This is a genomic window from Shewanella sp. 8A (assembly GCF_023475945.1).
In the GTDB taxonomy this organism is placed as follows: Bacteria; Pseudomonadota; Gammaproteobacteria; order Enterobacterales; family Shewanellaceae; genus Shewanella; species Shewanella xiamenensis.
This window is the reverse complement of the sequence record NZ_JAMDJP010000009.1, coordinates 139,932-165,968: the sequence shown is the minus strand read 5'-3', so window position 1 is coordinate 165,968 and position 26,037 is coordinate 139,932. Positions and strand designations below refer to the sequence as shown.

The 26,037-nt window shown below is 48.2% G+C and carries 21 protein-coding genes; 15 read left to right on the top strand and 6 right to left on the bottom strand.

Going from position 1 to position 26,037, the window contains the following annotated elements; all coding sequences use genetic code 11:
• Positions 1–5: 5 nt before the first annotated feature.
• Entirely contained in the window at positions 6–1,496 is a 1,491-nt protein-coding gene (locus M0413_RS09380; RefSeq protein WP_249553918.1) for an efflux RND transporter periplasmic adaptor subunit, read from the top strand.
• A gap of 9 nt (positions 1,497–1,505) precedes the next feature.
• The gene (locus tag M0413_RS09375) at positions 1,506–4,649 is read left to right on the top strand and encodes an efflux RND transporter permease subunit (RefSeq protein WP_037423668.1); all 3,144 of its coding nucleotides are present in this window, start codon (positions 1,506–1,508) and stop codon (positions 4,647–4,649) included.
• A gap of 72 nt (positions 4,650–4,721) precedes the next feature.
• On the opposite strand, the gene M0413_RS09370 is transcribed toward M0413_RS09375, so the two are convergent.
• Positions 4,722–6,296, bottom strand: coding sequence for a CehA/McbA family metallohydrolase domain-containing protein (locus M0413_RS09370; protein ID WP_055647314.1), 1,575 nt, complete (start codon positions 6,294–6,296; stop codon positions 4,722–4,724).
• Between the two features lie 189 nt (positions 6,297–6,485).
• Between M0413_RS09370 and M0413_RS09365 the strand changes: the two genes are divergently transcribed.
• Positions 6,486–7,655: a ribonuclease T2 gene (locus tag M0413_RS09365; protein WP_249553916.1), complete on the top strand. Its 1,170-nt coding sequence runs from the start codon at positions 6,486–6,488 to the stop codon at positions 7,653–7,655.
• A 232-nt stretch (positions 7,656–7,887) separates the two neighbouring features.
• On the opposite strand, the gene M0413_RS09360 is transcribed toward M0413_RS09365, so the two are convergent.
• From M0413_RS09360 to plsB, 3 genes are all read right to left on the bottom strand, one after another.
• Complete coding sequence (locus M0413_RS09360) at positions 7,888–8,670, bottom strand: VOC family protein (protein WP_037423677.1); 783 nt, start codon at positions 8,668–8,670, stop codon at positions 7,888–7,890.
• 132 nt (positions 8,671–8,802) lie between these two features.
• Positions 8,803–10,059, bottom strand: coding sequence for a tryptophan permease (mtr, locus tag M0413_RS09355; RefSeq protein ID WP_172588227.1), 1,257 nt, complete (start codon positions 10,057–10,059; stop codon positions 8,803–8,805).
• Positions 10,059–12,482, bottom strand: coding sequence for a glycerol-3-phosphate 1-O-acyltransferase PlsB (gene plsB / locus M0413_RS09350; protein WP_037423683.1), 2,424 nt, complete (start codon positions 12,480–12,482; stop codon positions 10,059–10,061). Before plsB ends, mtr begins: the two co-directional genes overlap by 1 nt.
• 285 nt (positions 12,483–12,767) lie before the next feature.
• Here plsB and lexA point away from each other — a divergent pair, with 285 nt between their 5' ends.
• The 6 genes from lexA to M0413_RS09320 all read left to right on the top strand — a co-directional run bounded on the left by lexA (position 12,768) and on the right by M0413_RS09320 (position 18,901).
• Positions 12,768–13,388 carry a transcriptional repressor LexA gene (gene lexA, locus M0413_RS09345; RefSeq protein ID WP_037423686.1) on the top strand — a complete coding sequence of 207 codons (621 nt, stop codon included), beginning with the start codon at positions 12,768–12,770 and terminating at the stop codon, positions 13,386–13,388.
• A complete protein-coding gene (locus tag M0413_RS09340) occupies positions 13,385–13,897 on the top strand; it encodes a cell division inhibitor SulA (RefSeq protein WP_037426610.1) in 513 nt (170 codons plus the stop codon). Before lexA ends, M0413_RS09340 begins: the two co-directional genes overlap by 4 nt.
• 405 nt (positions 13,898–14,302) lie before the next feature.
• Entirely contained in the window at positions 14,303–15,844 is a 1,542-nt protein-coding gene (gene coxB / locus M0413_RS09335; protein ID WP_249553914.1) for a cytochrome c oxidase subunit II, read from the top strand.
• A gap of 9 nt (positions 15,845–15,853) precedes the next feature.
• Positions 15,854–17,446: a cytochrome c oxidase subunit I gene (gene ctaD / locus M0413_RS09330; RefSeq protein ID WP_011624513.1), complete on the top strand. Its 1,593-nt coding sequence runs from the start codon at positions 15,854–15,856 to the stop codon at positions 17,444–17,446.
• Between the two features lies 1 nt (position 17,447).
• Positions 17,448–18,029 carry a cytochrome c oxidase assembly protein gene (locus M0413_RS09325; RefSeq protein WP_011624514.1) on the top strand — a complete coding sequence of 194 codons (582 nt, stop codon included), beginning with the start codon at positions 17,448–17,450 and terminating at the stop codon, positions 18,027–18,029.
• On the top strand, positions 18,026–18,901 hold the full coding sequence (locus tag M0413_RS09320) for a cytochrome c oxidase subunit 3 (protein ID WP_249553912.1): 876 nt from the start codon (positions 18,026–18,028) through the stop codon (positions 18,899–18,901). Before M0413_RS09325 ends, M0413_RS09320 begins: the two co-directional genes overlap by 4 nt.
• Before the next feature lie 28 nt (positions 18,902–18,929).
• Here the strand turns inward: M0413_RS09320 and M0413_RS09315 are convergent, their stop codons facing one another.
• Positions 18,930–19,160, bottom strand: a complete 231-nt coding sequence (locus M0413_RS09315) for a DUF2909 family protein (protein ID WP_037423704.1) — start codon at positions 19,158–19,160, stop codon at positions 18,930–18,932.
• On the opposite strand from M0413_RS09315, the gene M0413_RS09310 reads away from it, so the two are divergent.
• The 5 genes from M0413_RS09310 (at position 19,105) to M0413_RS09290 (ending at position 23,297) form a co-directional block, all read left to right on the top strand.
• Complete coding sequence (locus M0413_RS09310; RefSeq protein ID WP_249553910.1) at positions 19,105–20,016, top strand: SURF1 family protein; 912 nt, start codon at positions 19,105–19,107, stop codon at positions 20,014–20,016. The genes M0413_RS09315 and M0413_RS09310 overlap by 56 nt on opposite strands.
• Before the next feature lie 67 nt (positions 20,017–20,083).
• The gene (locus M0413_RS09305) at positions 20,084–20,629 is read left to right on the top strand and encodes a redox-active disulfide-containing membrane protein (RefSeq protein WP_089068793.1); all 546 of its coding nucleotides are present in this window, start codon (positions 20,084–20,086) and stop codon (positions 20,627–20,629) included.
• On the top strand, positions 20,629–21,702 hold the full coding sequence (locus M0413_RS09300) for a COX15/CtaA family protein (protein WP_249553908.1): 1,074 nt from the start codon (positions 20,629–20,631) through the stop codon (positions 21,700–21,702). The genes M0413_RS09305 and M0413_RS09300 overlap by 1 nt, the downstream gene beginning before the upstream one ends.
• A 2-nt stretch (positions 21,703–21,704) precedes the next feature.
• Positions 21,705–22,607 (top strand): heme o synthase, encoded by a 903-nt coding sequence (gene cyoE / locus M0413_RS09295; RefSeq protein WP_249553906.1) that lies wholly within the window; start codon positions 21,705–21,707, stop codon positions 22,605–22,607.
• A 60-nt stretch (positions 22,608–22,667) separates the two neighbouring features.
• Positions 22,668–23,297, top strand: a complete 630-nt coding sequence (locus M0413_RS09290) for an SCO family protein (RefSeq protein WP_249553929.1) — start codon at positions 22,668–22,670, stop codon at positions 23,295–23,297.
• 15 nt (positions 23,298–23,312) lie between these two features.
• Here the strand turns inward: M0413_RS09290 and M0413_RS09285 are convergent, their stop codons facing one another.
• Positions 23,313–24,359 carry a polysaccharide deacetylase family protein gene (locus M0413_RS09285; RefSeq protein ID WP_249553904.1) on the bottom strand — a complete coding sequence of 349 codons (1,047 nt, stop codon included), beginning with the start codon at positions 24,357–24,359 and terminating at the stop codon, positions 23,313–23,315.
• 22 nt (positions 24,360–24,381) lie between these two features.
• On the opposite strand from M0413_RS09285, the gene M0413_RS09280 reads away from it, so the two are divergent.
• Positions 24,382–25,755 carry an MATE family efflux transporter gene (locus M0413_RS09280; RefSeq protein WP_249553902.1) on the top strand — a complete coding sequence of 458 codons (1,374 nt, stop codon included), beginning with the start codon at positions 24,382–24,384 and terminating at the stop codon, positions 25,753–25,755.
• Positions 25,756–26,037: the final 282 nt, after the last annotated feature.

The following is a 26,037-nucleotide window of genomic DNA, read 5'->3' as shown; positions in this document are numbered from 1 at the left end:
GGCATATGAACCAATTTTACAAAGTAAAAAAACCGTGCACTAAGGCTGTATTGATACTCAGTAGCCTTCTGCTGGGCACTCCTTGGTTAACCCAGGCTCAGCTTGTTGATCCTGCGGCTCAATCAGAGGCGGGGCATCAGCATAACAGCAATAGCGCCAATCAAGTCAAAACATATACTTGCCCTATGCACCCTGAAGTAGAAAGCCATGAACCCGGCCGCTGCCCTAAGTGCAATATGTTCCTCGTTGAGAAGGAAGAAACAAGCAATACTGCACAACATGAGGAACATCAAGCACATACACAAAATACCAACGCGGCTCAAGTGTTTGATACTCCAACGCCTAAAGCCAATAACTTAGTCAAAAATCAAAATTCTGGCGCAACGATTAAGTATGTGTGCCCAATGCATGCCCACATCATTAGTGATTTTCCAGGCACTTGCCCTATTTGTGGGATGAATTTAGAGAAGGTCGAAACAGGCGGCAATACGCAGGAAATTAACATTAATGTCTCTGGCGGTATGCAACAAGCACTTGCCCTTAAAGTCGCCAACGTTGAGCGCGATACCCTATGGAAGTTTGTCGAAACCGTGGGTCAAATAGACTATGACGAGAGCCAGATCAGCCATATTCATGCCCGCGTTACTGGCTGGGTTGAAAAGCTAATGGTTAAATCCATGGGGGATACCGTCAAAAAGGGGCAGCTACTTTATGAGATCTACTCACCCGATTTAGTCAATGCTCAGGATGATTATCTGCTCGCCTTAGATACAGCGAAAACCTCCGGTAGCCAAAGATACCAAGATCTGGTTCGCAGGGCAGGCTTAAGGCTGTCGTTCTTAGGGTTTAACGAACAACAAATCAAACAATTAGCCAGCTCACGCCAAACTCAATATCGAGTACCGTTTTACGCACAACAGGAAGGTGTTGTCGAAACACTCTCCATCCGTGACGGTATGTATATTGAGCCTTCTACTGAAGTCATGTCATTGGTCGATCTTTCTAAGGTATGGGTCATCGCCGATGTGTTTGAAAATGAACAAAGCTGGATTAAGGTTGGGCAAAAAGCCGAAGTCTCTGTGCCCGCGATGAATATCAACGGTATAGAAGGCACGGTTGACTATATCTATCCCGAGCTAGACCCTGTTACCCGTAGTTTGAGAGTGCGCGTGGTACTGAATAATACCGATGTCTCTTTAAGACCCAAGACACTCGCTAAGGTTTCGCTCTTTGGCGGCCCAAATAAGGATGTACTCGTGATCCCACAGGAAGCACTCATCCAAACGGGTAAAGAAAACCGCGTAATAGTCAAACAAGCCGATGACAGCTTTATCGCAAAAGCTGTCACTGTAGGCATGATGAGCCAAGGCAAGGCAGAGATAGTCTCGGGCCTAAGCGAAGGTGAACGTGTCGTCACCTCAGGGCAATTCCTGCTCGACTCCGAGGCCAGCCTCAAGGGCAGCCTAATGCGTTTAAGCAGCGGTCATCAGCACTAGGAGCGCATTATGTTGAAATATATTATCGAGTCATCGATCAGACAAAGACTTATGGTGTTAATTATCGCCATCATGGTTACTGTCTGGGGCGTGCAGGAGTTGCGTAAAACGCCGCTCGATGCCCTGCCGGATTTATCCGACGTGCAGGTGATCATTAAGACCCCTTATCCAGGGCAAGCACCAAAACTGGTTGAAGAACAAGTGACTTACCCATTATCGACCGCCATGCTAGCCGTCCCCGGTGCAAAAACCGTGCGGGGTTTCTCGATGTTTGGTGACTCTTATGTGTATGTGATCTTCGAGGATGGCACCGACATCTATTGGGCACGTTCGCGGGTGTTGGAGTATTTAAGCCAGATCAGCAGTCGCTTACCTCAAGGGGTACAACCCTCACTCGGCCCTGATGCCTCAGGTGTGGGCTGGGTGTTTGAGTACGCGCTGGTCGACCGCTCCGGCAACTTAGATCTCTCGCAACTGAAAAGCCTACAGGATTGGTATCTCAAACTTGAGCTACAAAGTGTTGCCGGTGTCTCCGAAGTCGCAACCGTCGGCGGTATGGAGCAGACCTATCAGATCGTGCTCGAGCCAGACAATATGGCGATCTATAAACTCGATATCGCCACCGTCAAAGAGGCGATAGAAAGAGCCAATAGCGAAGCTGGTGGTTCAGTGGTCGAAATGGCCGAAGCCGAATATATGGTGCGCGCCAAGGGTTATCGTCAAACATTAGCTGATTTTCGTGAAATCCCATTAGGGATTACTAGCCCTTCCGGAACAGCTTTACTACTCAAAGATGTCGCTACCGTGCGCAAAGGCCCCGCTGCTCGCCGCGGTATTGCCGAGCTTGATGGCGAAGGCGAAGTCGTGGGCGGCATTGTGGTGATGCGGTACGGTGAAAACGCGCTTTCCACTATCGATGCGGTTAAAGCTAAACTGGAAGAGTTAAAAACAGGTCTGCCTGAAGGGGTGGAAATCATTCCAACCTATGACCGCTCTCAATTAATTCAAAAGTCAGTCGACAACCTATTCAGCAAAGTCATTGAAGAAATGTTGGTAGTGGGCTTGGTTTGCCTATTATTTTTACTGCATGCACGCTCAACATTGGTCGCGGTGATTACTTTACCGCTGTCGATTCTTATTGCCTTTATTGTGATGAATAAAATGGGGGTGAATGCCAATATTATGAGTCTTGGTGGCATCGCTATTGCCATCGGTGCCGTGGTGGATGGTGCGATCGTCATGATCGAAAACCTGCACAAACATTTAGAGCACTTTAAAACCGAACATCAACGCGAACCGTCGGTTAAAGAACACTGGGAAATTGTTAGCGCAGCTTCTATCGAAGTGGGCCCTGCACTGTTTTTCTCACTGATTATTATCACCTTAAGTTTTGTACCCGTATTTGCGCTAGAAGCGCAGGAAGGACGCTTATTTGCGCCACTGGCTTACACTAAAACCTTTGCCATGGCGGCAGCGGCATTATTATCCATTACGCTAGTGCCAATTCTGATGGGTTACTTTATTCGTGGAAAAATTCCTAGCGAGCGCAGTAATCCCATCAGCCGAGTGCTAATTGCCCTGTATCAACCGTCGTTGAAACTGGTGCTGAAGTTTCCAAAAGTAACCCTACTAATTGCTTTAATGGCACTGGCCAGTGCTTGGTATCCCATGACACGTATGGGCAGCGAGTTTATGCCTGCGCTCGAAGAAGGCGATTTACTCTATATGCCAACGGCATTGCCAGGCATTAGCGCCAGCAAAGCCGCCGAAGTACTACAACAGACGGATCGTTTGATTAAAACCGTCCCTGAAGTCGCTCGTGTATTTGGTAAAGTGGGGCGGGCCGAAACGGCGACAGATCCTGCGCCACTCACCATGCTCGAAACCACAATCATGCTAAAACCCCACAACGAATGGCGTGAAGGCATGACCTTAGATGGCATCATTAATCAGTTACAGCAGACGGTAAAAGTGCCTGGCCTCACAAACGCTTGGGTACAACCAATTAAGACACGTATCGATATGCTATCAACGGGCATTAAAACCCCCGTGGGCATTAAAATTACCGGTGCAGATGTCAATGAGCTGCAAGCCCTAGGCACCAAAATTGAGGCTATCTTAAGCAAGGTCCCACACACTAAATCAGCCTATGCAGAACGGAGTGGTGGTGGACGCTACATCGACATTACGCCAAAACTGGATGTTGCCGCTCGTTATGGTATGTCATTACAAGATATTCAGGATGTAGTGCGTTACGCCATCGGTGGTATGGATATTGGCGAGTCCGTACAAGGTGCTGAGCGTTACCCTATTAACCTGCGCTATCCAAGAGAGCTGCGTGACAATATCGAGAAACTGCGTGAATTACCTGTGATCACTAAATCGGGAAATTACTTACCACTTCGCAATTTAGCCGATATCGAAATCACCGATGGTGCACCAATGCTCACCAGCGAAAACGGGCGCTTAATCTCTTGGGTATTTATCGATATTGAGGGCACTTCTATTGGGGAATACATTAACACCGCGAAGCAAGCTTTAAATGCCGAACTCAAAATGCCGCCCCGTTATAGCTACAGCTTTGCGGGCCAGTACGAGTATATGCAGCGGGTCGACGCCAAACTAAAGCAAGTCATCCCAATGGCATTAGGGGTCATCTTTATCCTACTGATGATGACCTTTGGCTCTACCATGCAAGCGAGCATGATCATGCTGAGTCTACCCTTTGCCTTAGTCGGCAGCACTTGGCTATTGTATCTACTGGATTACAACATCTCTGTTGCCGTCGCTGTTGGTATGATTGCCCTTGCTGGGGTAGCAGCAGAATTTGGGGTGATTATGTTGGTCTATTTAAATAACGCCATCAAACATCGACAGGAGAAAAACCTTTACCACAGCGTTGAAGACTTAAAAGAAGCCTTGATAGAAGGTGCGGTCATGCGGATACGTCCTAAAGCGATGACAGTTGCCACCATCTTCTTCGGCCTACTCCCCATTATGTGGGGTGCAGGTTCGGGTAACGATGTGATGCAAAAAATCGCCGCCCCAATGGTCGGCGGAATGGTAACAGCACCAATACTGTCGTTGTTTGTACTGCCGGCACTGTATCTTCTCATTTACTCGCGTAAATTAAAGCAAGACGCAGTTCACTGATAGTACAGGCATAAAAAATCCCCCAAACCATAATAGTCTGGGGGATTTTTATTCAACCGCATTTAAAAGGGCTTATTGAACCGTGTTAACAAACACAGGGTTAGAATAGAACCACAGGTCGTTATAGTTACGATCATTAATCTTGTTATACCAAGACTGTACCGATTCACCTTCCGCTTGATTAATCACAGCTGACTTCAAAGGATTACCTCTTTCCGTCAGATTAGCTTGGTTATAATCTAAATTAGTCCCACGCAGACGGAAATATTGATGCCGATCCGCGATAAAACTGTAACTCATACTGTAGTAGCCATCGGCATCTTTATGCCAGTCGGCACGAGTAAAGGTTTTAACGACTAAGGTTGAATCGTTTGTTTCTTTTCTGTAAGCCGCGGTCCCAGGCTCAGCACGCTGACCCACGTTACCCGCAATCAAGTCTATGTGGTTTACACCAGGGTTAATTCCAGCATAAATTTCATTACCTATATCGGACTCTTTATTATTCAACGCCGGACTTTTAAAGCGGATAGTGAGTGTTAACTTATCGCCAGGTTTAGCCACTAAAGTTTGTCCCATGGTAACGCTATTCTTATTGCCATTTTCAAGCTTAAAATCCAAGGCATCGATCAAATCACCAAACACAGAAAAGCTATTACCCGAGCGTAATCCCTTCAAAAGCGCTGTAGTATCTTTGCCATCGACCCAAGTGTAACTTTTCGCATATTCACCGGGATAATAACTACTAGCGTAGGGAGTACGTGTTTTGAAGTGGATATCCGAGTTACCCATGTTCCAAATTCGACGACCTTCACCCAATAATGCATCCCACCAGCCACCGACCTCAGCAACAACCGGATCGACGCCGCCGTACACTCCACTACTACGCTCACCATAGTCACCACGGTTACCACTGAACTGGCCACCGACAAGACCTTCAACCATAAAGAAAACATTCGGAGCAACATCGTTCAGCTCTCTAACATCTTGAATCGTATAACTGGATAAATAACGACGAGGATGATTTAGCATCCCGTAGCTGCTGTCTGGATAATGAGTCTCTAACCACTTCAAAGCAGCAATAGCATCCTCGTGAGTCTTATTTTGACGGGTATCCCCCGCAGCCGTCCATGCAGCAACATCTTTGGGATCAAAGTTCGTAATATCATTTTTACTACTAAATCTGTACTCAAAGGTCTTAACCGCAGACAGAACTTTGGCTTCATCACCTAAAATACCAATGTTAAAGTGCTCATGGGTTGGCATATCCCACTCAAAACTTGAATAAGCAATCTTGCCCTCATAGTTAGGCATGTTCTTCTTTAAACCGGGAATTTCATACTGAGTTAACGCATCGTAAAACAGTAACCCACCGACGTCGTTATCATCATTATCTTGACTGTTGTTACGCATATGATTTGATAATGAAACATAGTCTAAACCGAAGTCACCAAAGGCCCATTTTAGAATATCAGACTGGGTTTCACGAGCATCCTGCGAAACCGCAGTGTGAACGTGTAAGTCACCTTTTAGCCAACGCCCACTGGGCTCAATGGGTGTAGGATCAGTCTTATCAGAGTCAGAATTACAACCAGATAGCACTACTAGAGACGATAATAAAACAACATTGAGATTTATGACCTTATGCATGAATAACCTCTTTATATTCAAAAGTTTTAGCAATAAAACCCGAATATAAGTCGAATGCATGACACCCTAATGACACTGATGTTTGCGATCCATAAAATAAGCCTCTCAGTTTACAACGCTTATATGTACCATTAACGCAGCGCACCACAGAATTGACTCGACTCACTGCTGTAGAAAGGATGCCATCACATGACTAAGCCATCTTGTTTAATCATCAGCCAAATATGGCCACAAAGACTTTTCCTTAAAAAACGATTACATGTTTTACTCGCTTCGTTCAGTTTATGCTCTGCACTAATCATGTCAGCAGCACCCGCATATGCCGTCCCCGCCACAGGGGAATTTATTGCCAATAAACGCTGTGAGTTGTTTCAGTCTAAAAATAAACAAACCAATCCCGATGATTGGCAGAGCAATATCGGTGAACGTTATCCCGTTACGGAGATTTTAGGAAACAGCGTCAATCCTGACTGGATTCGCGTCCGCACCAATGCCATCAGTTCACCGTTACGCTGGATTAAAGGTGATTGTGGACAATACAATACCAATGTAGCGGCGGCAGAGACTTATCAGCCAAACTCAACCAAAGAGCCTACGCAAACCACTACAGCCTCTGATATCAAAGCCATCAATCGTGAAAGCCTAAAAGAACGAGGTACGCCGGAGAAACGCCAAGGCCATGTGTGTCAAATCGAAGATAATTATGACTCCCATGTGCTCGCCTTAAGTTGGCAAAGCACCTTTTGTGAACTCTATGGCAGTCGTAAAGCCGAATGCCGCGCCTTAAGCCAAACCAGTGATGCGCCTCAATGGCAACACTTTAGCCTGCATGGCCTCTGGCCTAATCGCCAGCAATGTGGCACTCGTTACGGCTTTTGCAGCAGCGTAAAACAACAACCGAGTGACTTTTGCGATTATCCTGAAGTACCACTCAATGCCTCTGTGCAAAAGAATCTGGAAGAAGTGATGCCTAGTGCTCGCTACGGCACCTGTTTAGAACGCCATGAATGGTGGAAGCACGGTACCTGTCGTAATCAAGACCCCAATGACTATTTTTTACTGGCGACTCAGCTGACGCAGGAAGTCAATGCCTCGACATGGGTACAACAATTTATCCATGAAAGAATTGGTAAAAAAGTCACACAACAAGAGTTGAATCAAAGCTTTGATACTAGCTTCGGTAAAGGTGCACACACTAAGATCACGCTTGATTGCGCCAAGGGACTCTTAAGCGAAATCCGGATTAATCTTCCACAAGAGATCAAGCTATCAGACTCAATTCCGAGCCTACTTGCTAAAGCACCCAAGGCGAAAAAGACTAACTGTCCGGACCCACTCTCTATCGACAAACCAAACTAACTTAACCTGAACTTGGGGTAACGTGTGTCGAAAAAACCTAAATCTAACAAACCAAACAAATGTCATAAACGATTGTTTTTAAAATACAATTCCTCCTGACTGAATGCGCAGATTTTTGTGCATATCAAGGCGCTCTGTCTAACCATAGCGAGCTATGGTTAGACAGAGCAACGCAGAGAGGCCCGAAAAGAGGCCTATTCAGCGGCGCTACTTATCCCTAGCTCAGGTTAACTTATTGGTTTTCATTTTGGGATAGGTGTATTACCGCGAAAGTAGCACCTTGGGCGTCAGCAATCACCGCAAAACGTCCCACATCGGGGATATCGCTTGGCGGCACGCATAGCTGTGCGCCCAGCCCCTGCGCCTTAGCGGCAAAAGCATCACAATCCGCCACCACAAAATAGGGCATCCAATGGGCGGGGATCTCGCCCCATTCCGGCATCATTTTCATCATGCCCCCCATAGACTGACCGTCAATTTGCCACTCGGTGTAATCGATGCCGGGCACATGACTGGGGAGCGCGGTCCAAGGAAACACTTGAGTGTAAAAACTGGCTTCGGCGCTAGGCTCACGGCAAGCCAGCTCCACCCAACACAGGGTATTTTCTTCGCCTTGGCGACGTGAGCCCGAGTGGTTTTTCGCTTGCCACAGGGCAAAGCGTGCCCCTTCGGGATCGCTCACCTGCGCCATCACGCCCGCATCCCCCACCACATGCGGTCCCATGTGTAATTGCCCACCCGCAGCCAGGATGGCGGCAACCGTCGCTTCGATATCCTTAACCGCAAAATAAATCCGCCAATGGCTAGGGATCTGTGGTTCCGACTCAGGGATTTGATACATGGCCCCTAAATCGTCCCCCTCCAGATTGAACAGCGAGAAATGACCATTAGGAATTGCCATTTCCACCGCATTCCAACCAAACAGCGCATGGTAAAAACCCTGTGCACCCTGCCAGTCATGGCTCGCCAATTCGACCCAACAGGCCTGTCCCTGTGCGTACTGAGTAATCCTCATTGCAGACTCCAATCAAACAGATAATGTGTTCGAGTTAAGCTGGAGTTTATGCAACTGTCCAGTTTTGGCGGTAAAAAGATGAATACAAAGAAAAAGCCCTCTATTTGAGGGCTTGATTTGCGAGCGAAATACTTAGGAGAACTGTGGTAATAAATTCGCCATCGCGAGTAGATGACAAGCACCCGTCACGACACCAAACAACACCACAAGGATAATTAACGGCGTGCCACCAAAGACCCTAAAACCTTGATGATTAGGGAAGAGTTGTCTCGACTTGTAGGCCATCAGCGCTGGCACGATAACAGCCCATACGGTTGCCGCTAAGGCTGCAAATCCAATGGCAATTAAAAAGCCATCGGGAAACAGCAAACCAAATATGGTGGGCGGCACAAAGGTGACAATCGCCGTTTTCATCCGGCCATAGCGCGTATCGTCGAATCCGAATAAATCGGCCAAATAATCGAATAAACCTAAGGTCACACCGAGGAAAGAAGACGCCACAGCTAAATTAGCAAATAGGGTTAACATGCTGTTTAACCAGCTGCTTTCCATTACTTTCGACAAGGCGCCGACTAACACACCCATATTGCCACCCTGGGCAATAATCTCACTAAACTGGCTGCGGGGAATATTGCCCATAGTGGCGACCAACCAGCAGGCATAAATAATCAGCGCGATAAAAGTCCCGACAAAAATAGCTTTGAAAATGGTCGATGAATCTTTGCCATAATACTTCACCAGACTCGGCACATTTCCATGGTAACCAAAACTGGCTAGACCAAATGGCAAGGCCGCCCACAGATAAGGCATAAAGCTTTGCTTTCCATCCGGTTCGAGCAACTTAGCCACATCGATCTCGATCAGCAAATTACCAATCGCGAGGAAGAAAGTGATGATCATCCCGCCGAGCATAATGGTCGTAATACGATCCACCGCCTTGGTACTGATCAACACGATACAGGCGAGCACGACAGCAAATACTAATCCGGCGACACTTTGAGGCAGTTCAATCCCCATACCTTGGAGGCTATGGTTAACAATCGAGCCACCACCACTGATGTAGGCGTAGGTTAAGATGTAGAGCACGAAGGCAATGGACACCCCATTCACGATGCGCCAAAACTGGCCTAAAGTTTCCTTGGTCAGGGTATCGAAACTCGCTCCCGGCTCGAAATGCAGGTTGGTTTCGAGCAGTAACAGTCCCGACATCAACATGCAAAACCAAATACCGAGTAACATCAGTACCGAGTAGCCAAACCACATGCCAGCGCCCACGACAGGCAAAGAAAACATCCCCGCCCCTACTGTGGTACCGGCAATAATCATGGCACCACCGAGCAAAGACTTGCCCACCGGCTTATTCTTCGCCGCATTCATATGGTTAGCCATTAAGCGATATGCTCCGCGGTCACGCTGGCGACAATCGTTTGCCTTACAGAGGCTCTGAGTAAGCTATTGGCTTGATCGCGAATGCGCTCAACATCAGATTTATCTTCCTTACCAGAGAAATAACCCAACTCTTTTAGCTTAACACTCAAGGTGTTATAGAGTTTCTTATCGTAAAATTCTGGTGCGGTAATTCCATGCAGCGCCCCTAAACGTTGGGCAAGCAGATGGCTTTCAGACTCGAGATCCGAACGCTCCATCTTAGGTCTGTGGGCCAGCAGATTGAAGATAATGGCATAGCGTTGCAAGGTCTCACTAACGCTGCCAGCCAACAATAACATTTGGCTGGTGTGCTCGGTCACAACCGACAACATATCGCTTTCCTGCACTAGACCTTGCTCAATAAACAGCTCGAGCACTTGATTCACGTAGCTTGGGAGATCTTTGATCCCCATAAACAACTCCGCCTTCAATAACGGATAAAAGTCGTTCACTATCCCAAGGATTTGCGCTCTTGAAATCTGTTTATTATTGATTAAACAGCTGGCAATTAATGACGGAATAATAAATAAGTGAATGATATTATTGCGATAATATGTCATTGACGTCGCTTGTTTTTCATCAATTGACACTATCTCACCCAAAGGATCGGCGTTGATGGAGAACTTGTTCAGCTCTAATCCTTGTTGTACTAAGTGCTTGCCATCACCTTCGGCAACCGACGTAAACGACGTGTAAGGCACACGCTTAAGCAGGGTCAGGTATAAATCTAACTGACGCTCGAGCAAACAACGCTCTAAGGCATTTTGCTCCGACGCCAACAACACTAAACTGGTCAAGGTAATAGAGCTGGCGGCAGCGGCGTCGTTAATCCGCGTCATCACCCGATTTGCTAACACGTTCACCGCTGGGGTTAACCAAGTCGGTTTTTGCTCAGGATCATCAGCCACTTCACTGCGCCAGTTAGGTGCCGTTTCATTCAAGAAATTTTGCAATGTAATCGGCTCACCAAAGTTGACATAACCTTGGCCAAAATTACCTAATTTACGAATAGCACCAAAGACTTGCCATACAGATTCTTTCTGTTTTTTCTTACCGCTTAGCTCTTTGTGATAGGTCGCCACTTCCATCACGTGATCGTAGCCTAAATACACAGGCACTAAGGTGACTGGGCGTTCGATACCACGCAACACACTGTTGATCGTCATAGCGATCATGCCCGTTTTCGGTGCCAATAGACGACCGGTACGAGAACGGCCACCTTCAGAGAAATACTCAACCGAATATCCCTTAGCAAACAGCTGATCGAGGTACTCACGGAACACTGCAGTATAGAGTTTGTTGCCGTTAAAACTACGGCGAATAAAGAAAGCCCCGCCACGGCGGAACAGCGGCCCCGCAGGCCAGAAGTTTAGGTTGATACCCGCAGCAATATGCGGTGGCACCATACCTTGGTAATACAGAATGTAAGATAACAGCAGGTAATCCATATGGCTGCGATGGCAGGGCACATACACAATCTCATGACCATCGTGGTGTAACTGCCGAATATGCTCAGCACCTTTGATGTTAATACCGCTGTAGAGCTTGTTCCATAACCACGTTAAAAAGCGCTCAGCAATACGTACGAGACTATCGGAATAATTTGCTGCAATTTCATCAAGATATTCAATTGCCGTTTCACGCGCTTGGGTTTCAGAAATCTTCTTGCTCGCGGCTTCTTCCTGAATCGCCTTACGTAAGGATTCAGATTTCAGCAAGGAATGGAATAACGCCTGACGATTAGGCAACACAGGCCCCGTCATCACCTTACGTTGGCGACGGAAATGCACTCTCGCTACTCGAGCCAATTTATGGGCAATGCCCATATCGGTTCCATGTTCGTCGGCCATGTAACGCAGCGATACCGCATTAGAAAATTGCACAAAGTTATGACGACCTAAAAATAAGATCATCAAACACTTGCGTAACCAAGTAGGGTTCTCGCGCTCAAGCACTGCCGCCTTCATGGTGTCGTCTTCTTTACCCGGAGTACGACCCCAATACAGACTCACAGGCACCAGCTGGATATCTAACTCTGGCTTTTCCTTATGGACGGCCAACAAACGCATAAAACATTCGAGGAATGGCTCATTGCTGGCGCGTTCACCAAATAAGGGCTTACGACCTTCAAGGCATACCACCCGTGGCGCCACAACGCCATTCACCACCAGCGGCTCGTAAGGGCTTGGCAAACCAAGTTTCGTGGTGATCTCGCTTAACGCAGCAATATCACTCAGGGATTCTGTTTTCATTACATAAGCAAGCGGTCTGGAGGCATCCAGATTCAGATCGGCAAAGGGATCCTGTGGCACAACAATAGTGTGCACTAAGTGCTTTTGGATCCAACGTAATGATTTCAACCAAAGAGAGTCTTGTTTAGGCATTATTCTTATGCAATGTAAGTACGTTCATTAGCCCCATAGAATACCAGATTCTAGAGAATATACCCAAACAACCTAAAGATGCAGGATTCAGCGGCTGATTTTAATGACTTAGTAACGCACTTTAGGCAACGCCATTTATTGCTGCCGTGCAAATGGCATTCACCCCATAGATGACGATTACGGTTATTTGCAGATCTAGCTGACCAAGTTAAAAGTGGTTAATACTTGCACTACAAATAATACTGTATATACTAACAGTAACTGTATAGAAAAACAGGAAAGACCATGAGACCGTTGACGCCACGCCAAGCCGAAATTTTAGAGCTGATTAAACGTAATATTGCCGAGACTGGCATGCCACCCACTCGGGCCGAAATTGCCACCCGTTTGGGTTTTAAAAGTGCAAATGCCGCAGAAGAACACCTTAAGGCATTGGCGAAAAAAGGCTGCATCGAGATCATGCCTGGTACTTCCCGCGGGATCCGTCTCCCTGTAGAGGAAGAAGATAACCGCGAAACAGGCTTGCCACTTATCGGCCAAGTGGCAGCGGGTGAACCTATTCTCGCCCAAGAGCATGTCGAACAGTATTACCAAGTCGACCCCAGCATGTTCCACCCTGCTGCCGATTTCCTGCTGCGCGTAAAAGGCGACAGTATGAAGAATATCGGCATCCTTGAGGGTGACCTGCTTGCCGTTCATAAAGTACAACAAGCGCGCAATGGACAAGTTGTTGTTGCTCGCGTTGATGATGATGTAACCGTAAAACGCTTTGAAAAAAAAGGTAATTTAGTCTACCTACATGCCGAGAATGAAGACTATTCACCGATTAAAGTCGATTTGAGTTTCCAAAGTCTAACAATTGAAGGGCTCGCCGTAGGGGTGATCCGCAACGGAGATTGGCTATGAACAAACTATTAGGTAATGCCCCGCGTCACCCCGGTTTATGGCTCGATACGGTTCGAGATACAGAGACCGACTGGCAGCATACATCAATAGTCACTATGCCAACTCAGAGCCAAGGGCGCCAAGAGCTGACACAGCTGAGCAAACAACTTGCCCAACTGAGCCAACAGGGAAGATGGATAGTGCTCATCAACCCACCTAGTATTGGCTACAAGCAGCTATTAGCAAACGCAGGTGTGCGCATGGATCGCGTACTATTGGTTCACGCAAAAGATGAGGTCGAAACCCTTTGGGCGATGGAAAAAGCCTTAACCAGTGGCACATCTAGCGCAGTGATTACTTGGATTAACGCCCTAGATACTCGCGATAATCGTCGCCTACAAATTGTAGCAAAGAGCGCACGTGCAATGGGTATCGTGCTTGAAGGTTCAACGAATGACCAACCTTCTAGCACCAATCTCACACAATCGGCTAAATTTACTCAACCCGCATTTTTCAGCTCTGTTCATTAAAAATTTTTCACACCGTATTTAGCCTTGAAAGCCGCCTCACCTGTGAATGTGAGGCTTTTTTTTGGCAATTTTTCAGACAATTAGAAAAAGAAGTGATCTTGATCAATTTTTAAACAGCAAGTATGTTTGATTTAGGCGCACATGATATATGGCCTGTTTAGGCAGAAATATCGCGTTATTTTCGAATATCGCTCGCCCACAAGAATTGAGAATAATGGGTTTATTCAGCAGTATGTGCCAGTGTGGCTAATAACAGCAGTAACAATACTTGATCATAAGTAAGCCGCCAACGCACGTTGAAGTCAGAAACACTTTTTTGGGAACTGAAGAGTTTGCATAGAGTTGAGACTTACTGTGTTGCTCTTCTTTGTAGTTGCTATTTGCAATTAGCAGAGGAGAAGTCTTGTGAAGCAATGGTTGTATTGTTTACTCGTGGTGCTATTCGCCCCACCGTTGGCCGCAGCAGACATGCGGTTCAATATGACGCCTGGCGTAACAGAAATCAGTGGCAAGGTATACCACCTGCACATGACGATTCTGTATATCTGCTGCGCGATAGGCTTAGTGGTTTTTGGCGTGATGATTTATGCCATGATCAACCACAGAAAATCCAAGGGCGCGGTCGCGTCACACTTCCATGAGAGTACAAAAGTTGAGATCGCTTGGACGATAATTCCCTTTATCATTCTGATCTTAATGGCGATTCCGGCAACTAAAACTCTGATTGCCATGGAAGACCCCAGCAATGCCGATCTCACGGTAAAAGTCACAGGATCGCAATGGAAGTGGCATTACAGCTATTTCGATCAAGATATTGAGTTTTACAGTATTCTCGCCACACCAAGACCTCAAATCGAAGGTAGTGAGGCCAAGGGAAAGCACTACTTACTCGAGGTCGATAAGCCCCTTGTCCTGCCTGTAAATAGAAAAATCCGCTTTCTGATGACTTCTGAAGATGTTATCCATTCATGGTGGGTACCAGATTTTGCAGTGAAAAAAGATGCTAACCCAGGGTTTATCAACGAGGCGTGGACCCGTATCGATAAACCCGGCATTTACCGTGGCCAATGTGCCGAGCTTTGCGGTAAAGATCATGGATTTATGCCGATAGTGGTTCAGGCACTGCCCGAAGCCGAGTTCGATGCTTGGGTTGCAGAACAAAAACAAGCTGCCAATGCCGCAGCGCAAGCCGCACAAGCCGCCTTATCGCAAACACTGAGTAAAGAAGAGCTGATGACTCAGGGTGAGCAAGTTTACCTTGGTCACTGCGCAGCCTGCCATCAACCTAATGGCGAAGGTCTCAAAGGCGTATTCCCTCATCTCAAAGGCAGCCCCATAGCTACCGGGCCGCTGAGCGGTCATCTTGAAATCGTGCTCAATGGTAAAACGGGTACGGCCATGCAAGCCTTCAGTAAACAATTAACGCCCCAAGAAATTGCCGCAGTGATTACCTATGAGCGTAATGCGTGGGGCAATAACACGGGTGATGCGGTGCAAGCCAAAGACGTTGATGCCCATAAATCCGGTGGCACCAATAGCGAACCAGTAGCAACGACTCAGCCCCCCTCAACCACCGATGCGCCCAAAGCAGCGACAGAGCCCATCGCCAGTGTCGATCCCGCGAGTCTTCCCACGCTCAGCCATGATGAACTGATGGCCGAAGGGGAAAAGACCTATGCCACAGTTTGCGCCGCCTGCCACCAGCTAACGGGTGCAGGTATGCCTCCCGCCTTCCCCGCCCTTGCTGGTAGCGTTATTGCAACAGGCCCAGTCGCCAATCACATCGATATAGTGATGCACGGTAAACCGGGCACGGCGATGCAGGCATTTGGCAACCAACTCACGCCACAACAACTTGCTGCCATCATTACCTATGAGCGCAATGCGTGGGGCAACAATACCGGCGATACAGTGCAACCCGCTGATATTGCACGCCATGGACAGTAGGGGATTAAGATGAGCACACTGACTCAAGATCAAATTGCCGCCCATGATGAACACCATCACGGTGCACCTAAAGGCATCATGCGCTGGTTACTCACCACCAACCACAAGGACATTGGCACCCTGTACCTATGGTTTAGTTTCATTATGTTTTTAACTGGTGGTGCGATGGCCATGGTGATCCGCGCCGAACTCTTTCAGCCCGGATTACAACTCGTTGAACCTAACTTCTTCAACCAAATGACCACAGTGCATGGGCTAATCATGGTATTCGGCGCAGTGATGCCAGCCTTTACCGGACTAGCTAACTGGTTAATCCCGATGATGATTGGTGCGCCTGATATGGCGCTTCCACGGATGAACAACTGGAGTTTTTGGATCCTGCCCTTCGCCTTTACTATTTTATTGAGCTCACTGTTTATGGAAGGCGGCGGCCCTAATTTCGGTTGGACCTTCTACGCACCACTCTCGACCACTTATAGCCCTGACAGCACAGCATTATTTGTATTCTCTATTCATATCATGGGGATAAGTTCGATCATGGGGGCCATCAACGTGATCGTCACCATAGTCAACCTGCGCGCTCCCGGCATGACGTGGATGAAGTTACCGTTGTTTGTCTGGACTTGGCTGATTACCGCCTTCTTGCTGATCGCCGTAATGCCCGTACTCGCGGGCGCCGTTACTATGGTGTTAACCGATAAGTTTTTCGGTACTAGCTTCTTCGAGGCGGCAGGTGGTGGTGATCCTGTGATGTTCCAGCATATCTTCTGGTTCTTCGGTCACCCCGAAGTCTACATCATGATTTTGCCTTCCTTCGGCATTATCTCCGCCATAGTTCCGGCTTTCAGCCGTAAACCATTATTCGGCTATTCATCCATGGTGTATGCCACGGCGAGTATTGCGATTCTGTCCTTCCTCGTGTGGGCGCACCATATGTTCACCACCGGTATGCCTGTGTTTGCTGAGTTGTTTTTTATGTACTGCACTATGCTGATTGCCGTGCCGACTGGGGTAAAAGTGTTTAACTGGGTAGCGACCATGTGGCGCGGCTCATTGAGTTTTGAAACCCCAATGTTGTTCGCGGTGGCCTTTATTATCCTGTTCACTATTGGCGGCTTCTCTGGCCTGATGCTCGCCATCACGCCAGCCGACTTCCAATACCACGATACTTACTTTGTGGTGGCCCACTTTCACTATGTGTTAGTCACTGGTGCGATTTTCTCCATCATGGCGGCGGCCTATTACTGGTTGCCAAAATGGACCGGCCATATGTACAGCGAAAAGCTAGGCCAGTGGCATTTTTGGTGCTCAGTAATTTCGGTCAACGTGTTGTTTTTCCCGATGCATTTCTTAGGTCTTGCGGGTATGCCAAGGCGTATTCCCGATTACTCGATTCAATTTGCCGATGTAAACCAAATCGTGTCGATTGGGGGTTTTGCCTTTGGTCTTTCTCAGCTAATTTTCCTCGTGCTGGTGATTAAGTGCATTCGGGGCGGTGAAAAGGCGCCCGCCAAACCTTGGGAAGGCAGCGAAGGCTTAGAGTGGACCCTACCCAGCCCTGCGCCCTACCACTCTTTCACCACGCCACCCGAGGTGAAATAACATGCAAGGCCAACCCCATCAGCCCAACATCAAGTCCAACCGTAAGCTCATCAGTCTGCTGGTGCTGGGCTGCCTTGGGATGTTTGGCTTTGGGTTCGCCTTAGTGCCGCTCTACGATGTGTTGTGCGAAAAACTGGGTATTAATGGCAAAACCTCTAATACTGCCAGCAGTTATCAAGCGATCACTGTGGACAAGAACCGGGTGGTAACGGTGGAGTTTATCTCGCAGGTGCAGACGGGCATGCCGTGGAAATTTGAGCCACAAACGAAACGGCTCGAAGTGCATCCAGGAGAACTTATTCACACGGCATTTCTGGCGCAAAACGTCTCGAATAGAGCGATCGTGGGCCAGGCGATTCCTTCTATTTCGCCCGGACAAGGCGCGGCTTATTTCAATAAAACCGAATGTTTTTGCTTTAACCAACAACACTTAGCCGCCGCGAGTCGCGCCGAGCTACCGTTGATCTTCTTTGTGGATCCTCAATTACCCGAGTCTATCCACACCTTAACCCTCTCTTACACCCTCTACGACATTACCGACAAGCAGTTAGCGTCTGCCATAGAGCAAGGAGCTGCAAAATGACCACTAAACATGAGACTTACTACGTCCCCGCCCAGAGTGCTTGGCCGATTGTTGGTGCTATCGGCTTGTTTTTAATCGCCTTTGGGGCAGGACATTTTGTACATCAACTCAAATCTGGCGCTTCGGGGGGCGGCTATATTCTACTGGCAGGCATCGCCGTCATCCTGTTTATGCTGGTTGGCTGGTTTAGAACCGTGATCAAAGAATCGATGACGGGCCTCTATTCCCATCAGATGGATAGATCGTTTCGCCAAGGCATGAGCTGGTTTATTTTCTCCGAGGTGATGTTCTTTGCCGCCTTCTTCGGCGCCTTATTTTACGCCCGCATGATCGCAGTGCCCTGGCTCGGCGGCGGGTCCAACAATGCCATGACCCACGAAGTCCTGTGGCCACACTTCGAGGCCGTTTGGCCACTCGTCACCACACCAGATGGTACCAAAACCGAAGCCATGCCATGGAATGGGCTACCGCTAATCAACACGATTGTGCTGCTGACTTCCTCAGTCACGCTGCATTTTGCCCATATCAGCTTAGAAAAGGGTAAGCGTTCGGCCATCACCCTCTGGCTGGGGCTCACGATTTTACTGGGAATTAGCTTCCTTGCTTTGCAGGCGGAGGAATATAGCCATGCCTACCATGAGATGGGTCTAACGCTCACCTCGGGCGTGTATGGCAACACCTTTTTCCTGCTGACGGGTTTCCACGGCATGCATGTCACCTTGGGCACTATCTTTCTATTAGTCTTGTTTTTCAGAGTGTTAAAAGGCCACTTTAGTGCGGATAAACATTTTGCCTTCCAAGCAGGCAGTTGGTACTGGCACTTTGTCGATGTGGTTTGGCTCTGCCTGTTCGTCTTTGTTTATGTGCTTTAAATATTTATTAAAACAATAAGTTGAAAACTTAAGGCGTGGGATTGAGACCAAGCAGTCCAGTCCCTAAAGCCACCAGCAAGAGCAGGATAACCAGTACAGAAAATATCACCCTACGGCCCAAATAGCGGCTCATTGGCACCGGGTGTTCAGCGGTTTGGTCGTCACCTTTAACCATAATAATTAAGGCTCTGCCTAGGTTAAAAATGATAAACAGCAACAGCAGTACTAAAACACACTTAAAAATGAGCGGGATGTTCATACGCTATCCTTATGTTTTTCTGGCCAAATTGATTTGGTTACCAAGATATATTTGGTTGCATAGGGGAGTGTCGTTACTACTGATATTGACTGTGGTGGTATTCGTGGTTTTGGTCAAGCTGGGTTTGTGGCAAATGGATAGGGCAGTTGAAAAAACCGAACTGTTAGCACAAATGGAGGCGAGACAATCCACTGCCACACTCAATCCCGAACAGCTCATCGCTGAATTGGCTAAAGGCAGCGTCACGGGCTACCGCTTACAAGTTCAAGCAAAACCCGCGAATCCACAAATCTGGTTGCTCGACAATCAGGTCTATCAAGGGCAAGTGGGCTATCTCGCCTTTCAATTACTGCAAATAACGTCAGCAAATCAGGCAAGTAATGCCGAGCAGCCTTGGTTGTTACTCGAACTCGGCTTTATTGCCGCGAAATCCCACCGAGATGCCTTGCCCGAAGTCAGCCCCATAGTCGGTGAACTGGCTCTTACAGGCCGCCTCTATCAAAAACAGATTAATCCCTTGAGCCATCATTTATTGGCAGAACCCTTCACCACGGAACAAGGCGAACGGATTCGGTTTCAAAATCTCAATCTACCCGAGATGGCACAAATGTTAGGACACCCTATCCTGCCCGCGGTGTTACAACCCGATGTCTTACCCCAATTACAACCAGCGCAGATCTTGCCTCATCCTTGGCAGCCTTTCCCCCTCTCGGCCCAAAAACATTGGGGTTATGCATTGCAATGGTTTGCCATGGCAACTGTGTTTGCTGGGTTGATGGGCTGGCAAGCAATGAAATACCTCAAAAAATCACGACAACGGCATCAAGCCGATAAGGAAGCGACTAAAACCGAGTAACAGATACCAGCAAGATTTTAATAAAAAACAATAAAACAAAGTATTAGGGACAATAAGAGGAGCAAATATGGACTCCCAACAAACAGCCAAATACCGCGCATTGGGGTTATTGCTACTGGCCTTTATCGCGCCTGTGGTCATCGCTAAGTTAGTGCTGAGCATGCATTGGTATCAAGGCGGCTCCACCAACCACGGTGAGCTCATCAGCCCAGAAACCAGTTATACCAGTCTTGGCCTTAACAATCCTCAGCCTAAGGAATGGCAACTGCTGTATTTATTGCCCGCAAAGTGCGATGAAGCTTGCCGCGAACGCTTGTATATCCTGCGTCAGAGTCATACCGCCTTAGGGCCAGATCAGGCACGTGTCGAACCGCTTATTCTTGTAAACCCAGACAGTGACTTAAGCGCATTAAGCAGCTTTAACTTTAACACTCAACCCGCCAGCCAAAGCCTAAGCCAATGGCTTGACCAACAACAGCTGATTATTGTCGATCCACTCGGCGCACTCGTGCTGCGTTACCCCCAAGTGCAAGGCAAGGCGGCACATTTAGCTCAGGGTAAGGCCTTGGTCGCGGATCTCCGTAAGTTATTGAAACTATCGAGGGTAGACTAATGCAACTGACTTGGCTTCTCCGCGTCACCATAGTCTTTACCCTGTTAGTAATTTTAATGGGGGCTTACACTCGGCTCTCGGACGCAGGACTTGGCTGCCCAGATTGGCCCGGTTGCTACGGCCATATCAAAGTGCCCACCCACGACCATGAGATCTCCCATGCCCAAACCCTATTTCCCGACCACGATATCCATCCCGAAAAAGCTTGGCTCGAGATGATCCACAGGTATATCGCGGGCGCCTTGGGCATCCTCGTCTTACTGGTTTTTATCCTCTGCCTAAAAACATCCCAAGCTCCCAAAAAACTGCCTTTGGCCATAGTGTTACTCATCATATTTCAGGCGGCGTTGGGGATGTGGACTGTGACGATGAAACTAATGCCGATTGTCGTGATGTTCCATTTAATTGGCGGCTTTAGCTTGCTCTCGCTCCTGCTATTGCTGTATCTGCGAACACGTCCGAGGCGAATTTTCGAAACCGCTGATATTCACAGTCAGCGTGTTGCGGGCGCAGGATTTAATGGCGCCCATGGTTCGCGGATAGGCACGAGCCTTAAATTTCTCGGCCAGAGCAAACATTTGCCGAAACTGGCGCTGTTGAGTCTGCTGGTGCTGATAGGTCAGATCATGCTTGGCGCCTGGACCTCCTCCAACTATGCGGCACTCGCCTGCACGGCTTTGCCGATTTGTGAAGGTAATTGGATGGATAACCTCGCCATTGCCGATGCGTTTTCCCCTTTCCAAGGGCAACATCCAAGCTTTGAATTTGGCGTATTGGATTACCATGCTCGCATGACCATTCATATCGCCCACCGCGTCGGTGCCATTATTACCGCCAGCCTATTGTTGTTGCTCGCCTATCGATTATTTTTCGGCACTCAGCTCAAGGCCCTAAGCCTGTTGTTGGTCGCCTTAGTGATACTGCAAGTCAGTTTAGGGATTTCAAACGTGGTGATGCATTTACCACTGGGGATTGCCGTTTCCCACAATGGCGGCGCGGCGCTGTTACTACTCACCTTAGTCGCAATTAACTATTTTCTTTGGCATAAGCCATCTTCAACATCGAGGGTTTAACCATGGCAAAACCGCTCTCAATCAGTAGTCACCCTAGTGTTAATGTGGCTTGGCGTGCCTATTTCGAGATGACCAAACCTAAGGTGGTGGCTTTAATGCTGCTCACCGTCTTAGTCGGCATGTGCTTGGCCATGCCAACGATATTACCCGTACAACCTTTGGTCGCAGGACTTTTAGGTATCGCCATGATGGCGGGGTCAGCCGCCGCCTTAAACCACCTGATAGATAGGCGAATCGACGGCATGATGGCACGCACTTACAATCGCCCACTCCCCAAAGGACGGGTCTCGGCGACGAGGGCGCTGCTGTTCGCGGCACTCTTAGGCAGTTTAGGTTTTGTAATCCTCTATGTTTTCACTAACCCGCTCACCGCTTGGCTCACCTTTGCCAGCTTGATTGGTTACGCCTTGGTTTATACCACCTATTTAAAACGGGCCACCCCGCAAAATATTGTGATTGGCGGTTTAGCGGGCGCGATGCCGCCTCTCTTGGGTTGGACGGCGGTGACAAATCAATTCCATGGCCATGCACTATTGCTCGTCATCATCATATTCCTGTGGACGCCGCCGCATTTTTGGGCGCTGGCGATTCACAGACGCGCAGAATATGCCAAAGTGGATATTCCCATGCTGCCCGTGACCCATGGGGTAGAATTTACTAAGACCTGTATCTTGCTCTATACGATTTTGCTGGCGATAGCTTGTCTATTGCCTGTGTTAGTCGGGATGAGTGGACCGCTCTACTTTGTGTGCTCAAGCATACTAAGCACCGGATTTATCTATAAGGCGTGGCAGTTAAAGTATCAGGATCGTGAAGGACTGGCGATGCAGGTGTTTCGCTTCTCGATTTATCATTTAATGTTGTTATTTATGGCATTACTGCTCGACCACTATCTTTGGGCGTAATGTGCAACGCTCGATGGGCATAGGACGGGCATGGCCTGAGGACAAAATATGCAACAAAGAATCTCCAACAAGATCTTAGTGATCGCGATTCTATTAATAGGATTGGGAGGGCTATTTGCAGTGAAGCTCAATCCACCTAAGCCCGTTGAGTTAGAGAGTGGTTTTTTGTTTCCAGAGGCCTTCGAGCTAGTGCCCTTTGAGCTTGTCGATCAACAGCAACGACCCTTTACCAATGCGAATTTGAAAGACCAATGGAGCCTATTTTTTATCGGCTTTACCTATTGCCCCGATGTCTGCCCAACTACCTTAAACAAACTCGCCGCCGCCTATCCTGAGCTGAAAAAAATTGCGCCCATTCAAATCGTGTTTTTATCCGTGGATCCGAAGCGGGATACCCCAAATAAACTCCTCACCTATGTGAATTTCTTTAATCCTGAGTTTAAGGCGGTGACGGGTGAGCAAACCCAAATCTTCCCCCTCACCCGCAGCCTAGGACTCACCTATGCTATGGTAGGTGAAGGAGAAAATTATCAGGTCGATCATAGTGCGGGCTATGTGCTGGTTTCCCCTCAAGGCACGCGGGTAGCGGTGTTTAAACCCGCAGTCACCTTAGGTAAAGCACCTCAGATTCTAAACGAGGCCTTAATCAGCGACTTCGATAAAATCGTCAACAGCTATAAACCTAAATAGCCATCGCAGATGAGACTATTCTTTGACCCAAGAACCGTCGTCTTTGGGTCTCACCCAAGGCTGAGAAAACCAGTAAAAACCATTGCGCGTCTTACTTGGTGCCGTACAGTTGTAGCGCGAGCGGCCAGCAGGCAAGGCTAAATCGGCTTGAATGCTAAACTCGTTTTCACTTAACCAAGTAGGTGTTTTAGCGCCTTGCCCTTGGATATAACACATCACTTGCTTGGCCGAAATATCGCTCATATCGAGCTTCACCTTAAGCTCGGGGCGCCAATTTCCGCCCTTAAGCTCAGGATCGCTAGGTGTTTGCTCAAGCACCGGCATATTGAGACTGTATAACTTGGCTTTTAGGCTCTTTAAATCCGCATATTGCCCCGCCACAGGGAAGCGCGGCAATGCCGTGAGTGGCGAATAAGGTCCCGCCGCCCCTGACTGTTGGCCAAAGGCAACAAAGCCGTTTTCGGTCAACATGTCTTGAATCGCCTGATTGTATTCGCCATAGGGATAGGCCAGCATTTTAAAATTCTGCCCAGTCGCCTCGCGAATCGCATTTTCGGTGTCCTGAATATTGGCCTTAATTCGCGCCAACCATTGGCTTTGAGATTCATTGTCCAGCCTGCGGATCAAATGCTCATGGGCCCAGCTGTGGTTAGCAATATCGGCCCCTTCCTTGGAGAGCGTGATGAGCTGCTCCCAAGTCATCATCTCGGTAAACTTTTGTTTAATAGGCTCAATTGCCACAAATAAGGTGTAGGGAAAACCAAATTCCTTTAGGATGGGATGCGCTGTGGTCGCAATGCTGCGATAACCATCATCGAAAGTAATCGCCACCGTTTTGGCGGGTAAATCTTGTTTGTTTTTTATCGCTTCGACCACCTGCGATAACGGAATCACCTTAAAGCCATCATTAGCCAAGAACTGCATTTGCTCACGAAATTGTGCAGGCGTGACGCTCGTCGCCGCCGGCGTGGTTTCTGACACATGGTGATACTGTAAAATGACCACAGCATGGGCCGAGAAAGTCATCAGCCCGAAGAGTGCCCATAACGCACGTTTAACCATAATGTGAATACCTCTGAAATCAATGACTACCACAAAATCCACCGCACTCGCGCTCCTGTTGAATGGCACCAAGAATCGCCAGCTGCTCGCGCTTGCCCTGCCGATGATCCTCTCCAATATCACGGTTCCGCTGTTGGGATTGGTCGATACGGCCGTCATCGGGCATTTAAGTGACGCCTATTATTTAGGGGGCGTCGCACTCGGGTCAACGATTATCACATTAATCATTTGGTTATTAGGCTTTTTACGGATGGCGACCACCGGATTGGTCGCACAGGCCTATGGCGCAAACGATACCGCGCGCCAATTAAAGTTGCTGGCCCAAGGCGCCATGTTAGCGACTGGGCTGGGTATCGCGGTGATCCTATTACAGATCCCAATACTGAATTTAGCGCTCGGCCTCTCCGAGGCGAGTGTGGAAGTGGAGCGTTATTGCCGAGAATATTTTCAAGTCCGAGTCTGGTCGACACCATTCGCCCTGCTCAATTTAGTGATGCTCGGCTGGCTTCTTGGCAGACAACAACCCAAGGCGGCCATGTGGCAGCTCATCTTCGCCAACTTAGCCAATATTATCCTCGATGTGCTCTTCGTATTAGGTTTAGGCTGGGGAGTCAAAGGGGCCGCACTTGCCTCAGTATGTGCGGATATCACCGCCTTTAGCGTTGCACTCTACATGGTATTACAACAGCTTAAGCTGTCGTCTCAATTTAAATTTGACCAATTGCGTGTCCATCTGACGTTTGCCGGTTACGGCAAACTGCTCAAACTCAATAGCGATATTTTTATCCGCAGTCTATGCCTGCAAGCTGCCTTCGCCTTTATGACCTTTCACGGTGCAGGCCTTGGGGACAATACCGTCGCAGCCAATGCAGTGTTATTGAATTTACTGCTATTAATCTCCTACGCCCTCGATGGCATCGCCTATTATGCCGAGGCCGAAGTGGGCAAAGCCTATGGTCAAAAGCGTGCGCAGCAATTGCATGAAGCCGTGGTGCTGGCTTGGTGTTGGTCTGCCATCACAGCAGTTGGGTTTACACTGATCTTTAGCCTTTGGGGAAGCCATATTATCGAACTGTTGACCAGTATTGATAAGGTCAGAACCACAGCACAGACTTATCTGATTTGGTTGGTATTGCTACCGCTTTGGTCTTTTAGCTCTTACCTATTCGATGGTGTTTATATCGGTGCGGCGCAGGGTAAAGTGATGCGTAATAGCATGATTATTGCGACATTTGGCGCCTTCTTTCCGACATGGTATTTACTACAATCGCTATTGCCTTCTGAGCAGGCTAACCATGCTCTGTGGGCGGCCATGACAGCCTTTATGTTAACGCGTAGCCTGACCCTTGCAGCACATTATCGCTTTAGTAAGACATTTATTGTTAGGGCGTGTTGACGTTTCGAGATTAGATTTTGTTCGTTCTGGCAAGCACGTGCTCGCGAAACGAGGAATGATGTGTAGTTATTCTACTCAAATGACGAGCGGCTCTTATGACCGAAAGTAAGAGCAAGTGCTTGCCAGGCGAACCCTTCGGGCAGCATTTGGCGGGCTTTTCTGCCGCGTTATCGTCCGTTTATGTAGAATAACTACACAGCACGGACTTTGCCTTGCATAAAAGCCCGCCAAATTGCTGCAAAAATAACCCTGAAATGTCAACACGCCCTAGCTAACTCAGTA

Coding starts and splice junctions, on each gene's coding strand:
- M0413_RS09380 (WP_249553918.1), top strand. CDS start 6: ATGAACCAATTTTACAAAGTAAAAAAACCGTGCACTAAGGCTGTATTG.
- M0413_RS09375 (WP_037423668.1), top strand. CDS start 1,506: ATGTTGAAATATATTATCGAGTCATCGATCAGACAAAGACTTATGGTG.
- M0413_RS09370 (WP_055647314.1), bottom strand. CDS start 6,296: ATGCATAAGGTCATAAATCTCAATGTTGTTTTATTATCGTCTCTAGTA.
- M0413_RS09365 (WP_249553916.1), top strand. CDS start 6,486: ATGACTAAGCCATCTTGTTTAATCATCAGCCAAATATGGCCACAAAGA.
- M0413_RS09360 (WP_037423677.1), bottom strand. CDS start 8,670: ATGAGGATTACTCAGTACGCACAGGGACAGGCCTGTTGGGTCGAATTG.
- mtr (WP_172588227.1), bottom strand. CDS start 10,059: ATGGCTAACCATATGAATGCGGCGAAGAATAAGCCGGTGGGCAAGTCT.
- plsB (WP_037423683.1), bottom strand. CDS start 12,482: ATGCCTAAACAAGACTCTCTTTGGTTGAAATCATTACGTTGGATCCAA.
- lexA (WP_037423686.1), top strand. CDS start 12,768: ATGAGACCGTTGACGCCACGCCAAGCCGAAATTTTAGAGCTGATTAAA.
- M0413_RS09340 (WP_037426610.1), top strand. CDS start 13,385: ATGAACAAACTATTAGGTAATGCCCCGCGTCACCCCGGTTTATGGCTC.
- ctaD (WP_011624513.1), top strand. CDS start 15,854: ATGAGCACACTGACTCAAGATCAAATTGCCGCCCATGATGAACACCAT.
- M0413_RS09325 (WP_011624514.1), top strand. CDS start 17,448: ATGCAAGGCCAACCCCATCAGCCCAACATCAAGTCCAACCGTAAGCTC.
- M0413_RS09320 (WP_249553912.1), top strand. CDS start 18,026: ATGACCACTAAACATGAGACTTACTACGTCCCCGCCCAGAGTGCTTGG.
- M0413_RS09310 (WP_249553910.1), top strand. CDS start 19,105: ATGATAAACAGCAACAGCAGTACTAAAACACACTTAAAAATGAGCGGG.
- M0413_RS09315 (WP_037423704.1), bottom strand. CDS start 19,160: ATGAACATCCCGCTCATTTTTAAGTGTGTTTTAGTACTGCTGTTGCTG.
- M0413_RS09305 (WP_089068793.1), top strand. CDS start 20,084: ATGGACTCCCAACAAACAGCCAAATACCGCGCATTGGGGTTATTGCTA.
- M0413_RS09300 (WP_249553908.1), top strand. CDS start 20,629: ATGCAACTGACTTGGCTTCTCCGCGTCACCATAGTCTTTACCCTGTTA.
- cyoE (WP_249553906.1), top strand. CDS start 21,705: ATGGCAAAACCGCTCTCAATCAGTAGTCACCCTAGTGTTAATGTGGCT.
- M0413_RS09285 (WP_249553904.1), bottom strand. CDS start 24,359: ATGGTTAAACGTGCGTTATGGGCACTCTTCGGGCTGATGACTTTCTCG.
- M0413_RS09280 (WP_249553902.1), top strand. CDS start 24,382: ATGACTACCACAAAATCCACCGCACTCGCGCTCCTGTTGAATGGCACC.